Origin of the sequence: Marinilabilia rubra (assembly GCF_003121985.1) — a bacterium.
In the GTDB taxonomy this organism is placed as follows: Bacteria; Bacteroidota; Bacteroidia; order Bacteroidales; family Marinilabiliaceae; genus Marinilabilia; species Marinilabilia rubra.
The window spans coordinates 188765-203734 of sequence record NZ_QEWP01000006.1; the positions used below are offsets into that span (position 1 = coordinate 188765).

Annotated in this window: 11 protein-coding genes; 8 read left to right on the forward strand and 3 right to left on the reverse strand. The window is 44.1% G+C overall.

All coding sequences use genetic code 11. The features are described from left to right. Window positions 1-203: 203 nt before the first annotated feature. The 6 genes from DDZ16_RS09510 (at window position 204) to DDZ16_RS09535 (ending at window position 6452) form a co-directional block, all read left to right on the forward strand. Entirely contained in the window at window positions 204-797 is a 594-nt protein-coding gene (locus DDZ16_RS09510) for a TetR/AcrR family transcriptional regulator (protein WP_109264214.1), read from the forward strand. 15 nt (window positions 798-812) lie between these two features. Further along, entirely contained in the window at window positions 813-1589 is a 777-nt protein-coding gene (locus DDZ16_RS09515) for an outer membrane lipoprotein-sorting protein (protein ID WP_109264215.1), read from the forward strand. Window positions 1590-1831: 242 nt separating this feature from the next. Continuing rightward, the gene (locus DDZ16_RS09520; protein ID WP_109264216.1) at window positions 1832-3079 is read left to right on the forward strand and encodes an ABC transporter permease; all 1248 of its coding nucleotides are present in this window, start codon (window positions 1832-1834) and stop codon (window positions 3077-3079) included. Window positions 3080-3189: 110 nt separating this feature from the next. Further along, complete coding sequence (locus DDZ16_RS09525; protein WP_109264217.1) at window positions 3190-4401, forward strand: ABC transporter permease; 1212 nt, start codon at window positions 3190-3192, stop codon at window positions 4399-4401. 60 nt (window positions 4402-4461) lie between these two features. After that, window positions 4462-5166: an ABC transporter ATP-binding protein gene (locus DDZ16_RS09530; protein WP_109264218.1), complete on the forward strand. Its 705-nt coding sequence runs from the start codon at window positions 4462-4464 to the stop codon at window positions 5164-5166. A 155-nt stretch (window positions 5167-5321) separates the two neighbouring features. Then, window positions 5322-6452: a hypothetical protein gene (locus DDZ16_RS09535; RefSeq protein WP_109264219.1), complete on the forward strand. Its 1131-nt coding sequence runs from the start codon at window positions 5322-5324 to the stop codon at window positions 6450-6452. On the opposite strand, the gene dxs is transcribed toward DDZ16_RS09535, so the two are convergent. Beyond that, the gene (dxs, locus tag DDZ16_RS09540; protein ID WP_109264220.1) at window positions 6430-8355 is read right to left on the reverse strand and encodes a 1-deoxy-D-xylulose-5-phosphate synthase; all 1926 of its coding nucleotides are present in this window, start codon (window positions 8353-8355) and stop codon (window positions 6430-6432) included. The genes DDZ16_RS09535 and dxs overlap by 23 nt on opposite strands. Window positions 8356-8916: 561 nt before the next feature. On the opposite strand from dxs, the gene DDZ16_RS09545 reads away from it, so the two are divergent. After that, the gene (locus DDZ16_RS09545) at window positions 8917-9957 is read left to right on the forward strand and encodes an OmpA family protein (RefSeq protein ID WP_109264221.1); all 1041 of its coding nucleotides are present in this window, start codon (window positions 8917-8919) and stop codon (window positions 9955-9957) included. Between the two features lie 266 nt (window positions 9958-10223). Next, a complete protein-coding gene (locus DDZ16_RS09550) occupies window positions 10224-11252 on the forward strand; it encodes a radical SAM/SPASM domain-containing protein (RefSeq protein ID WP_109264222.1) in 1029 nt (342 codons plus the stop codon). A gap of 133 nt (window positions 11253-11385) precedes the next feature. On the opposite strand, the gene nadB is transcribed toward DDZ16_RS09550, so the two are convergent. Then, window positions 11386-12984 (reverse strand): L-aspartate oxidase, encoded by a 1599-nt coding sequence (gene nadB, locus DDZ16_RS09555; RefSeq protein ID WP_109264223.1) that lies wholly within the window; start codon window positions 12982-12984, stop codon window positions 11386-11388. Between the two features lie 316 nt (window positions 12985-13300). Beyond that, on the reverse strand, window positions 13301-14854 hold the full coding sequence (locus DDZ16_RS09565; RefSeq protein WP_109264225.1) for a glycine--tRNA ligase: 1554 nt from the start codon (window positions 14852-14854) through the stop codon (window positions 13301-13303). Window positions 14855-14970: the final 116 nt, after the last annotated feature.

A 14970-nucleotide genomic window follows, 5' to 3' on the forward strand; every position in this document is an offset into this window, starting at 1 on the left:
ACTATTGCCATACATCCCCGGGCAGGTTTCGCCTCTGCTTTATCTGATTACTACTACACAAGCCTCTGAATAACGGTAAAGAATTCCCATTCATCTGGCATTTATGCTGTTTCGCAGAATTTTCATCAGAAAAACCTCAAAAAAGTGTTGTATTTGATAAAACTCTTCATATATTTGACTGACCAGTCAGTCATTTTTGAACTATGAAAGAGACTAAACGAAAAACACAAGAAGACAAGCGGGCACTTGTACTGCAAAAAGCGCTGGAATTGTTCGCAGACAAAGGATTTCATTCAACAACCACGGCAGAGATCGCCAAGGCTGCCGGCATCGCCAAAGGATCGCTGTTCAACTACTTCGAAAATAAAGAGCAATTATTACGCACCATTGTTTTTGATACCATGCTCCAAATGGCTGAACTCATCGATCCAAATCATGATGGTGTCGTAACGGAGGAAGAGTTTTTTGGTATGATCCGTAATACATTCGAATGGGTAGGAAAAAAACGAGAATTTCTGCTCCTGTACTTCTCCATTGTTTCGCAGCCCACTGTTTACAATCTGTTGTGTGCCGAACTTTGGGAAATTTTGGATCCATACCTCAAACAGCTGGGGGCATTCTTCCGTCAAAGCGGTTTCGAGGACCCTGAAACTGAGGTTCGATACTTCCTGGCCATGCTCGATGGGATGAGTATCAACTATGCCATGGATCCAGGCAATTTCCCAATTGAAAAAATAGAAAAGAAAATCACCCTGTACTACAAATATCAACTTCAGGAAATAAATCAAGAACACTAAAAAAAGCCAACGACAATGAAAACCCAAAATTCATCATCAAAAAGAACCTTCTCCCTGATGATACTTTTTTGTATTGGAATGCTACTCCCGGCAAATGCCCAAAATCTTTCGGGAAAGGAGATTGTCAAAAAAGCAGACGATTTGATGCGTGGTAAAAGCAACTATGCAGAGGTGGAAATGGAAATAATCCGTCCCACATGGACCCGCACTCTCCGGTTTAAGTCCTGGGCCAAAGGAGATGATTATTCATTGGTGTACATTACGTATCCACAACGGGAAAAAGGTCAGCGTTTCCTGAAAAGGGATCGCGAAATGTGGAATTACGTCCCCTCCATCGACCGCATGATCAAGATTCCCCCAAGCATGATGATGCAATCGTGGATGGGCTCGGATCTTACCAACGATGACCTCGTGAATGCGGCTTCCATCTTGGAAGATTATGACCAGACGGTGTTGAGAACTGAAAACCTGAGAGGCTCCGAGTGCTATGTCATCAATATGATCCCACACGAGGAAGCGCCGGTTGTATGGGGAAAAGTTGTGACCTGGATTTCCAAAAATGATTTCATAACCTTGCGCAATGAATACTATGACGAGGCCGGGGTGTTGGTTAATGAAGAAATTCTGGATGAAACAGAAGATGCCGGTGACCGCACCATTCCCACTCGCTTTACAATGATACCGGCCGACAAAGAAGGACACAAAACCATAATGAAGTTTCAGAACATCGAATTTGGTGTAGACATCAACGACAGCTTTTTCTCCATTCAGAACATGAAAAGAATGCGCTAGTGTGACAATTACTAAATTCATTCACTAATTTAATAAATATCACACTAGAACAGATTTAAGATGCAGGATTATCAGATTGTCAGAGGGCAAATCACGGTATTTCATCCGTGTAAAATTTATTTAGGTCAAATGAAACCCGCATGCTGGAACTTATACATATTCTTATGTGGTAAACTTTGCCATGCTCGTTTCATTTGCAATTACCTCTGATTATCTTCAGACTTTCTAAAAAAAACAGAACAATGTCAATCCCAAAAGAAAAAACATCCGGAGGAACCCCTGGGGTTATGAAAATTGCCTGGCGGAACCTTTGGCGCAACAAACGCCGAACCATCATCACGGTATCATCCATCTTTTTTGGGGTCATATTCTCAGCCATTATGGGATCCATGCAAGAAGGCTCTTATCAAAAGATGATTGAAAATGTGGTTAGGTTCTACGCCGGGCATGCACAAATTCAACATGTAAAGTATCCCGACCAGGAATCCATCAACAACTCTTTTGTACCCTCCGACTCGTTAATGGCCAGCCTCAATAAAGTTGATGAAATAGAGGAGGTTGTGCCGCGCCTCGAAAGCTTTGCATTGGCCTCTTCCGGCCAAAAAACAGAAGGGATAATGGTCATGGGTGTTGACCCCGATAAGGAAGACCGGATGACGGAACTATCTACTAAAGTTATTGAAGGCAATTACTTCCAAAAAGACGGAGCACTGGTCGGAAAAGAACTGGCCGGCAACCTTGGTCTTGACGTGGGAGACACCCTGGTGATGATCAGCCAGGGATATCATGGCGTCAGTGCTTTTGGGCAGTACCAGGTTAAAGGAATTTTCAGCCACCCTAACCCCGAACTGAACCGTCGGCTGGTTTATATGCCATTGCCCGAAGCACAATACTTCTTTCAGGCTTTTGGCAACGTCACCTCCCTTGCACTGGTTGGCGCGTCGCAAAAAGCCATGAACAAGGCTCTGCCTGAAATAAGATCAATGATCAACAATGACAGGGTTTTACGTACCTGGCAGGAGATGTTCCCCGCAGTTCTTCAACAAATTGAAAGTGACCGTGCAACAGCCCTCATTATGAAACTAATCCTTTACCTGGTCATTGGTTTCGGAATTTTAGGAACGGTTGTTATGATGATGGCCGAGCGTCAGCATGAATTCAGCGTGATGGTGGCGGTAGGCATGCACCGTTCCAAACTGGCATTGATGCTATTAATGGAAATATTATGGATCGGGGTTTTGGGAGTCATTTCAGGGTTCCTGGGAACCATGCCGGTGGTTAGTTGGTTTGTTAACCACCCAATCCCCATCACAGGCCAGGCCGGTGAATGGATGAAAAACATCGGGTTCGAACCCTACATGTTTTTTGCCTGGGATGTAGGCGTATTTCTTCAACAAGTTCTGGTTGTATTCATTCTTACCACCCTGGTGTCGTTCTACCCGTTTATTCGTGCTTTTAAGATCAGCCCTGTGGTAAGTGTCAAAAATTAATCTAAACAAACCCCCTGCCCCATTAAAAAAGATTTCACGCCCACGAAACTGAGTATTAACAAACCCCCTGATTCGATCAAAAATCTGACGGGGAATTATTCATAGTAGTTATGTTACTAAAAATAGCCTGGCGAAATATCTGGCGCAGCCCGGTCCGCAGCTGGATAATAATTGCAGCCCTTACGGTTGGCATGTTTGCAGGTGTTTTCACCTCCACCTTCATCAACGGCTGGATGTCTCAAAGATTGCGCGACGGAGTGGAAACAGAAACCGGACATCTCCAGATCTTTCGCAACGGATACCAAAGCAGTCGTGAGCTCTCACAACATTTTACGGAAGGTGACCTTCCAGAAATAAAAAAACAACCTCAAATAAAGGCCACGTCACGACGCCTTATTGTTGAAGCAATGGCTGCTTCGGCAGAAACCGCAAGGGGTGTAAGAGTTTACGGTGCAGATCCGGATGCCGAAGCAGCGGTACTAAACCTTCACCGGGAAGTCAAAGAAGGAACCTGGTTCGATTCGCCTTACTCCAAACAAGCAGTGATCGGACAAAAGCTGGCCAAACAACTGCAAATTGGCGTCCGGTCAAGATTGGTCCTTCGTTTCCAGGACGTAGATGGCACCCTCACAGGTGGCGCTTTCAGAGTGGTTGGCATATACAAAACCAACAACACTGCTTTCGATGGCACCAATGTATGGGTACGAAACAATGATCTGGCCGAATTGCTGAACCTTTCCCCCCGGGATTTTCACTCCCTGGTGGTCCGCCTCAACGATTCGGAACAAGCCATGACCATAGCCAAAACCCTCGAAGATAAGGTACCGCAAGCAGACGTAGTTCCATGGAAAGAGCTAAGCCCCGAGTTAGGGTACCTGACTGAACTGGGAAACACTTATCTGTACATTTTTGTGGTCATCATTTTACTTGCCCTGGGCTTTGGCATCATCAATACAATGCTGATGGTCGTGCTCGAAAGAGTGCGGGAAATCGGTATGCTTATGTCAGTGGGAATGGCCCGTTGGCGCATATTCTTTATGATTGTTCTGGAAACCGTAATGCTCTCCTCCACGGGCGGCATGATCGGTATTTTTCTGGGTATGCTGACGGTCCGGAAACTGGGAGAGACAGGAATTGATCTTTCAGTCTGGAGCACCGGTCTCACTGAAATGGGCTTTAACCCCATCGTTTACCCTGAGTGGGATGCTGCCCTGGTCATCAACATCGCCCTGATGGTAGTAGCTGCAGGCATTCTGGCTTCTCTCTATCCTGCCTGGAAGGCTCTGAAGTTAAATCCGTCAGAAGCAGTGAGAGTGATTTAGACCATCCGTATCCGGCTATAAGATTTTGAGCTAAAATAAAAAAATCAAAAACACAGAATCATGTCAATCATAACAATAAAAGACCTTTACAAAACCTATAATTCAAGCCAGGTACCAGTTCACGCCCTTAACGGAGTTGACTTATCGTTTGAAGAAGGAGAATTTGCAGCTATAGTGGGTCCTTCCGGATCCGGAAAAACCACATTACTCAACATTATAGGAGGTCTGGACGATCCCAACCGGGGACAGATCATTATTGATGGAACGGAGGTCAACAAACTCTCGAAGAGCGAAAAAATCGACTTCCGGTTGCACCACATCGGGTTCATTTTCCAGGCCTATAATCTGATTCCGGTATTGACAGCCCGCGAAAATATTGAATTCATACTGGAACTTCAGGGCGTACCCAAAGGTAAACGCAGAAAAAGAAGCACCGAACTGCTTCAAGCCGTTGGCATTCCGGAGAAGGCAGACATACGGCCAAGGCAACTTTCCGGAGGACAGCAGCAACGCATTGCAGTAGCCCGTGCCCTGGCATCCAGACCCAGATTTATTCTTGCAGATGAACCGACAGCTAATCTGGATTCCGCCTCCGCAGAGAATCTTTTATCCATCATGGAAGATCTCAATGAAAAAGAAAAGACCACTTTTATATTCTCAACACACGATTCCAGAGTTGTTAACATGGCCAGAAGAGTAGTAATGCTTGAGGACGGGAAAATAAAATCGGATGAAACAACCCAACAAGAGGCTTTTTCCGAATAGGCAACTTTAACAACCATTAAGTGTCAGACAACCCGTATTTGGGGCTCAGGTCTTTGGTCTTTTGCAGAACAGATTTACAATTACAAACACACGTGCATCTGAGGATTAGTGACTTAAACTAACTTATTCAAACAAAAAGTACAAAATAATAAGGTATGAGATATTTGTCTCTGATCATCTTTCTGATCATTTCCATACAGCTCAAAGCACAGATAAAAGCCGACGGCTACCTGGGAACAATGCCCACCTGGTATTACCTCGATCAAATGGACGAGAATCTTTGGGAAAATGTGGTGCACAACCGCCTTAACCTGAGTTACGATTTTTCTCCCTCCCTCATAGGGGTGTTGCAGTTCCGAAACCAACTAATCATTGGAGAAACCATAAGAGAAATTCCGGGATATGTTGCATTGATAGACTCAGACCAGGGACTGGTTGACATGACCTACAATCTGGCCACCGGAAATAATGCTGTTTTAAACATGACCATCGACCGCCTCTGGTTGGATTTTTATCTGGGGAAACTTCAAATAAGGGCCGGCCGCCAGCGCATAAACTGGGGACAGGCCATGGTGTGGAACCCCAATGATATATTCAACGCTTATTCATTCTTCGATTTTGACTACCCCGAACGACCCGGGATCGATGGTGTTCGCCTGCAATTATACACAGGCATGGCCTCACAAGTGGAAGGCGTATTTAAAATAGACAACGAGCACCAAAAAACCATAGCCATGCGTTACCGTTTCAATGCCGGTCGTTACGACTGGCAGGTATTAGGCGGACGACTCAACGACAGCGACTGGACTGCCGGTCTTGGCTGGTCAGGTCATATTGGAGATGCGGGATTTTACGGGGAAGGAACGCTACTCATCCCGGATGGTGATAATGAAAACGAAACAATTATTGCCTCCACCGGACTTGACTATACGTTCAAAAACTCGCTGCTACTGAGAAGTGAATTTCTTTACAGCAGCAATCTCCCTAACAGCGTAGGTGGATTCACAGACTTCCTCGCCGGTCAGGCCTCAATCAGAAACCTGAGTGTCTCAAAATACAGTGTTTTTGCAATGGCACAATATCCGATTACACCACTTTTTACCGGTTCCATGAACGCAATGGCCTTTCCCGGCACCAACGCATGGTATTTGGGGCCTTCTTTTGAATATTCCCTTAAACCCAATCTTTACTTAACAACTTTTATTAATCTGTTTTTCAATAAAAATGACACAACAGGAATATCTACTGATTTTCAGGGATTACTTAGATTGAAGTGGTTTTTTTAAAGGAAAGAATATTGCGAGCGGCCTTCCTGATTCCCTCCATGTCGTATCCACAATCCCGGGCCAATTCAACCTGAGTGCCCTGATCAATAAATTTATCAGGAATACCAAGCCGCTTGATGGTGGCTGAATAGCTATTCTCAGACATAAATTCAATCACGGCAGACCCCAGCCCGCCAACAATCGTTCCGTCCTCTATGGTTATTATTTTCTGATACTTAGAAAACACTTTATGAAGTAATGCTTCATCCAATGGCTTGACAAACCGCATGTCGCAATGACCGGCTGAAATACCCTCCTCTTTTAACTGATCAACAATTCGTTGCACCTTAGTACCTATTGGACCGATGGTGAGAAATACCAAATTTTCACCAACTGACAATTCGCGCCCCTTGCCAACTTCAATAGCTTCAAACGGAGATTTCCAGTCCACCTGCGTACCGGTGCCCCGTGGGTAACGAATAGAAAATGGTCCCATATCAGGTAACTGAGCGGTATACATGAGATTTCGCAATTCATACTCATCCATAGGAGAAGATACCACCATATTGGGCACACAACGAAAGAAGGCCAGGTCATAAGCTCCATGGTGTGTGGGCCCATCTGCACCCACCAGTCCACCCCTATCGAGGCAGAAGACAACATTGAGCTTCTGCAAAGCCACATCATGAATCACCTGATCGAAAGCACGCTGCATAAATGAGGAATAAATATTGCAAAAAGGCACCATCCCGGAGATTGCCAATCCTGCTGAAAAGGTTACAGCATGTTGTTCTGCAATACCTACATCAAAAGCCCGGTCGGGCATTTTCTGCATCATCAGGTTCAGACTGCACCCGGTAGGCATGGCGGGCGTAATACCGACTATCTTTTCATTTTCTTCAGCAAGCTCTATTATACTGTGCCCAAAAACATCCTGAAATTTAGGTGGCTTCGGAATATTGGAAGCTGCTTCCAGAAATCGGCCTGTTTTGGGATCAAACTTACCCCCGGTGGCGTGCCAGGCTGTTTGATTCTCTTCAGCCAGCTTAAATCCTTTTCCTTTTTTAGTAATGATATGCAAAACCTTAGGACCACTTATCTCTTTCAAATCCTTAAGCACATTCGAAAGCCGCTCAACATCGTGTCCGTCAACCGGTCCAAAATAGCGAATTTTTAGCCCTTCAAAGATATTGGTCTGTCGAGTAAGCAGCGTTTTGATACTGTTGTTGATCTTAATGATCATATCCCGTGAGCGAGGTCCGCCAATATTAAATTTCTGAAGCGCTTTAAAAACCTCTTTCCGAAGTTTATTATAAGTATGGCTGGTTGCAATATCTACCAAATACTCACTGAATCCCCCTACATTGGGATCAATGGCCATATTATTATCATTCAATACGATCAGCACATTGGCCTTACTGGCAGCCAGGTTATTCAATCCCTCAAAAGCCAGTCCTGCAGTCATGGCTCCGTCACCAATCACAGCAACTGTTTGTTTGTCTTTTTCCCCTTTCTGGCGCGCTGCAACTGCCATCCCCAGTGCCGCAGAAATGGATGTAGAGGAGTGGCCTACCCCAAAAGCATCATATTCACTTTCAAAGATATTGGGAAAACCACTAAGGCCTTTATATTTACGGTTGGTGTGAAAATCATCCCTTCGGCCTGTCAGTATCTTATGACCATAAGCCTGATGCCCCACGTCCCAGATAATTTTGTCGCTGGGGGTATTAAACACATAATGAAGGGCCACCGTAAGTTCAACTACGCCCAGACTGGCGCCGAAATGCCCCGGATTACAGGACACAGCATCAATGATATAATCCCGCAATTCGGCACAGACCTTAATCAGGTCTTTCTGCGGCAACTTGCGCAGATCGGCAGGACTATTGATGTTTTTTAAAATTTCTTTAGCGGCCTCTTCCATTCCCGTTGTTCTGTTTTTAGGATCTCAGAATGTAATTTAGATGCAAAGATAAAAGAATGTTAATATTTTAGGTATGATCTATCACCGGGGTTTTTATATTTGTTGGCAGGAAAATAGAATAACCAGACAAACATATCGTAATTATCTATTTAAAATTATATTTTTGAACAGAGATGCCCAAATCTGAGTGATGGGAATTTCATGCCGGAATGTAATGTTGTTCGACCGGTTTTTTTGAATAAAAACTTAGGCCGGCGTTTGCAATCCGTACAATAAATCCCGGGACATCCCTGTTAATTTATATAGTATTAATCTTTCAATAGATCGTTAGATTTTTAGATACCTGCCTGACGGCAGGCAGGTTAGATTTAAGACAGATCATAACCAATTAACAATCCGAGCGTTAATTTGAAAGGCCATCGATCTGTAAACAACTAATTCAAAGCCCATTGCAAAAAGTACAACGGACTATTAAATCTATAGCATCATAAAAAAAGCGCTTATTAAAATACATCCATCGGACAGGAAACTGTAAGTGCCAAAAAAGAAAATTTTATCCTTATGAAGACAGTAAAATACATCGGAATCCTGATCACTGCCAGCACATTATTTTTTTCATGTGTACCTCTTAACCAATTTAGGGAATTGGAAGAAGCCAATACTGAATTGTCTGACAAAGTAGATAATCTTTCGAGTGAAAAAGAACTCCTTGAAGGCCGCAATGAAGAATTAAAAGAACTGGCGGACCGCCTGAAAAAGCAAGTGGCCGAATTAACGGCTGACACACTTAAGAAAGGACGGGAAGTCCGAGGTTGTCGCAATGACCTTCAGAAGCTAAGGACCGAATATGAAGATCTTTTAACACAACTTAGGAACCAGACAGGTGCGGGAGACTCTGAGGAATTGCTGAATTATCTTCAAAAACTGCAGGAAGATTTGCAGGCTCGTGAAGATGCACTCATTGCTTCAGAACGAGACCTTGATGCCAGAGAAAAAGAGCTTCAGGAAGCAATGGCCAAACTCGCAGCAGCGCAAAAAGAACTGGAAACTGCACAAGCAGAGCTGGCCGCCCAAAACCAACGACTGCTGGAACTGGAGCAGGCCCTTGCACGCAAGGACAGTGCCAGCAACGCCCTGAGACAAGCCATCGCAGACGCGCTTACAGGCTTTGACCAAAGTCAGTTGAAGGTACACATCAAAAACGGTAAAGTATATGTTTCAATGGAAGAGAAATTACTTTTTGGATCAGGAAGTTATCAGGTAAGCGCCGAAGGAGCCTCAGCCATAAGGCAAGTGGCAAATGTTTTGGGCAACAAAAAAGACATTAATATCATGATTGAAGGACATACTGACCCTGTACCATACAGCAGCGGAAAATTACTTGACAACTGGGACCTCAGTGTAAAACGTGCAACTTCAGTCACACGAATTTTACTGGAAAATAGTGCCATCGATCCTTCCCGCGTAATCGCTGCCGGCCGCGGATCACACGTGCCTTTGGTATCAAATGACACCCCCGAAGGAAAACGAAAAAACCGTCGTACTGAGATCATCCTGACGCCTCGCCTGGATCAAATCCTGGATATACTGGAGACCAACTAAAAATGCTTTTATACGTTTAGGATCGCAACAGAAACTAATAAGAATAATGGTACAGGGTGCCTCAAAAGTATATAACCCCAAATTTTTGTCATGTTGAGCCTAGTCGAAACATCTGTTTTTCAAATGAAAAGATTCTTCGACAAGCTCAGAATGACATCAAAATTGGACTTTTGAGACAACCGCTTTTTAATTCGAATATTCCCTGAAATAGAAATGCTCTGATGTATATCGATTAAAGTATGTCAAAACAAAATTAACAAAACCTTATGTGGTTCAACGTTTCAGCAATATTTGTCAACTTATGTCTCTACTCAAGAACATTTACCTTTAGGCGCCTTTTTAACCTGCTGAAACTGGGATGTGGCTTTTCCCTTTCCAGGATACATAAAAAGCCTGTCTGCATTGGCCGCCCCTACGCCTTGTCAATGGAACCATCAGGCAATTGCCAACTAAAATGCCCGGAATGCCCAACCGGTGCAGCCATTCTTTCCAGATCAAAAGGACTCCTGGGCATACCTGTATTTGAAAAAACCATTAATGAAACAGCCGATTACCTGATTCATCTAAACTTATACTTTCAGGGAGAGCCTTTGATGCATCCAAAGCTTTCTGAACTTGTAAAAATCGCCAATAATGCAAAAATATACACTGTCATCAGCACCAATGGCTTATTACTGGGTAAAAGGACCTGCAAAAAACTCATTGAGGCAGGTCTATCCCAAATAACCGTCTCTCTTGACGGATATTCCCAGCCGGTTTATGAGACTTACCGAAAAGGCGGACATGTTGAAGACGTTAAGAAAGGCATTTTAAACTTAATTGAAGCCCGATCAAACAGCGAGCAACGCAATCCCCTTATCGTTGTCCAATCCCTCGCATTTGAGCATAACATCCCCGAAATCCCGGAAATAAAAAACTGGTGCAAACAAGCAGGTGTAGATAAACTGGAAATAAAATCTGTCCAAATCAATGACTTTGGGGATGGATCCGTGAAACCATGGGAAGGAAATTCCAGATATGAAAAAGACCGGGATGGCTCCACCGTTTTGAAAGGCAAAAGCTACAACCATTGCTGGCGTCACTGGAGCAGTGCAGTGATCAGCTGGAATGGAGACGTGGCTCCCTGCTGCTACGATAAAGACATCGAATACAATATGGGCAACACTTCAACTATTGATTTTAATAAAATTTGGAAACATCAGAATTACAATAATTTCAGACATCGGATATTATACCAACGTGCCAAAATTAAAATGTGCCAAAACTGCCCGGAGGGGCGAAACTGGCTTATGTAAAAACAGATGAAACGCAAAGACGCCGTGACGCAGTTGTTTATTAGAAAGAGTTCTTTCTAATTTAAAATCAGAGAAAGTTACACTGAAACTTCAGGCCCGTTCTCTTTGCCCCATGCTCCATGCCCTTTGCTCCTCACCCTCCAAGCTTAATGGTATCCGGATAATCGCTGTTGTAATGCAAGCCCCGGCTCTCCTTGCGTTGACGCGCCATTTTTATGATCAGATAGCCGGTTTGTATGGTATTGCGAAGCTCACATAACTTTTGAGAAACGGTGGAGCGCTGATAAAGATCTTCGGTTTCGTGGTAAATAATTTCCAGGCGATCAAGTGCCCGTTTCAGTCGCAGGTTGGAGCGAACAATCCCCACATAATAGCTCATAATTTGTTCAATCTCTTTCTGACTTTGAGTAATCAGTACCATCTCCTCGGGATGTGAGGTTCCTTCATCATTCCATTCAGGCACTTTGTTCTGAAAAGTATAGGCTTTTACTGCCCCCGCGGCATCTTTGGCGGCAGAATCGGCATAAACAATACCTTCCAGCAGAGAATTTGAAGCCAATCGATTGGCACCATGCAGACCGGTACAACTGCATTCACCGGCTGCGTACAATCGTCCTATGGAGGTTCGTCCCGCTTCATCTACCTTGATTCCGCCACAGGAGAAGTGAGCAGCCGGAACCACCGGAATGTAATCTTTGGAAATATCTATCCCCAAAGACAGACACTTCTCATATATTGCCGGGTAGTGTTCAATAATTTCTTCTTTGGGCTTATGGGTCACATCCAGATAGACATAATCGTCACCGGTTGTTTTTAACTCATTATCTATGGCACGAGCTACAATATCGCGGGGTGCCAGACATTCCCGCTCATCGTATTTATGCATGAATTTCTGGCCGTCACGGCGCTTCAGAATACCTCCAAACCCTCGCATGGCCTCAGTAATCAGGAACGAAGGACGTTCCTTTGGATTATACAAAGAGGTGGGATGAAACTGGATAAACTCCATATTATCCACAATACCCTTGGCACGGTATACCATCGCAATGCCATCCCCGGTAGCAATCACCGGATTGGTAGTCGTTTGGTAAACACTGCCCACACCACCTGTTGCCATCATGGTTACTTTGGAGAGAATGGCCTCGACCGAATTGGTCCGGCGATTGAGTACATAGGCACCATAGCATTCTATGTCACGTCGCCAACGGTGCACCAATTCGCCCAAATGGTGTTGGGTAATAATTTCCACCGCAAAGTGGTCTTCAAGCACTTCAATTTCTGGATGCTGTCGAACTGCTTCAATCAGACCTCTCTGAATCTCATAACCCGTTTGATCTTTATGATGCAAAATGCGGTTTTCGGAGTGTCCACCTTCTCGGTGCAAGTCAAATTTGCCTTCCTTGTCTTTATCAAATCGAACACCCCAATTAACCAGCTCTTTAATCTCCTTTGGGGCTTCTTCCACCACTTTCCTAACGACTTTTTCGTCACATATCCCTGCTCCCGCAGTCAATGTATCCTGAACATGCTTCTCAAAATTGTCGGGTGCATAAGTAACCGAGGAAATGCCACCCTGGGCATATGACGTATTGGTTTCATCCAGCTTGGTTTTGCTGATGATGCACACTTTGCCTTTGTCTGCCACTTTTAGGGCAAAACTCAGTCCGGCCATACCGGAACCGATTACCAGAAAATCAACTTTCTTTTGTTTGGAGGTATCTGCTTTTCTCATAAACCACGGGGTTTTGATACAGACAAATTTACAACTTTAGATTGAATTCGGCCCTTAAGGGCAGATTAAACGTATATATGTCTGGGTGGTTTTACGCCGGTGTCGTTTTTTTTTGTTTTACCACAGAGAACGCGGAGATGGTCGAAGGGAGCTTAAAAATCAATTCTATGGTAAAAATTCCTTACATCCGAAGCAAGGTGACTCTCCCCATTAATAAAACAAAAAACCCGGCAAAAAGCCGGGTTCATCTATATCTCAAAAAGATCTAATTCTCCAACCGCAACTCCGCGTCACTGCGTCTTTGCGCTTAAAAAAATTATACCAAAGTTTTAAGTAATTCCTTCATACTTACTCTATTTGTGATTATTCCGTAAAGATCCGAAATCTTCACACGCTCCTGTTCCATGCTATCCCGGTAACGAATTGTCACTGTATCATCCTCCATGGTTTGGTGATCAATGGTAATACAGAAAGGAGTACCAATCGCATCCTGACGGCGGTAACGCTTACCAATGGAATCTTTTTCTTCATAACGACAGTTAAAGTCAAACTTGAATTGATCCATTATTTCAAGCGCTTTTTCAGGAAGTCCGTCTTTACGAACCAATGGCAATACAGCCAGTTTTACAGGAGCCAAAACAGATGGCAATTTCAACACAACGCGTGATTCGGTTTTACCGTCTTTTCCTGCAACTTCTTCTTCAGTGTAGGCTCCGGCCAAAATACTAAGAAACATGCGGTCAACGCCAATGGAAGTCTCAATGACATAAGGAACATAGCTTTTATTTAGCTCGGGATCGAAATACTGCATCTTTTTACCGGAAAATTCCTGATGCTGAGACAAGTCGAAATCGGTACGAGAATGGATGCCCTCCACTTCCTTAAATCCGAAAGGCATTTCGAATTCTACATCAGTGGCAGCATTGGCATAATGGGCCAGTTTGTCGTGGTCGTGGAAACGGTATTTCTCTTCGCCCATTCCCATGGCTTTATGCCACTTCATGCGCATCTCTTTCCAATACTCGAACCATTTCATCTCTTCTCCGGGGCGCACAAAGAATTGCATCTCCATCTGTTCAAACTCACGCATGCGGAAAATGAACTGGCGGGCCACAATCTCGTTGCGAAAAGCTTTGCCAATCTGGGCAATCCCAAAAGGAAGCTTCATGCGGCCGGTTTTCTGAACATTCAGGAAGTTAACAAAAATACCCTGCGCAGTTTCGGGGCGAAGGAAAATTTTTGAAGCCCCCTCCGCAGTAGATCCCATCTCAGTGGCAAACATCAGATTGAACTGACGTACATCTGTCCAGTTTTTAGAACCAGACAACGGACAAGCCACTTCATAATCCACAATAATCTGGCGCAATTCCTCAAGGTCATTGTCGTTCAACGCTTTCACAAAACGCCCGTGAACCTCATCGAGTTTGGCCTGATTAGCTTTCACCCGGGGATTGGTCTCACGGAACTGGAGTTCATCAAAATCATCACCAAACTTCTTACTGGCCTTATCAATCTCCTTTTGTATTTTCCCTTCATACTTGGCCATCAGATCTTCGATGAGCACATCGGCCCGGTAACGTTTCTTACTGTCTTTATTATCGATCAAAGGATCGTTAAAAGCATCAACGTGCCCGGAGGCCTTCCAGGTAGTAGGGTGCATAAAAATGGCAGAATCCAGTCCTACCACATTTTCGTGGAGCAGAACCATAGAGTCCCACCAATATTTTTTGATGTTGTTTTTGAGTTCAACGCCATTCTGCCCGTAGTCGTAAACGGCACCTAGTCCGTCATAAATCTCGCTCGACTGAAATACAAACCCATATTCTTTACAATGGGCTACCAATTTTTTAAACACGTCTTCCTGGGCCATACAATTAAATTTTATCTGTTTTATTTATTTTTATTCTCTTCTGTGTAAGGAGCACAAAAATAAGGGAAAAAATGCTTACAGCGAATTATTTCCGAAAATCAATTTTAGCAGGAAAA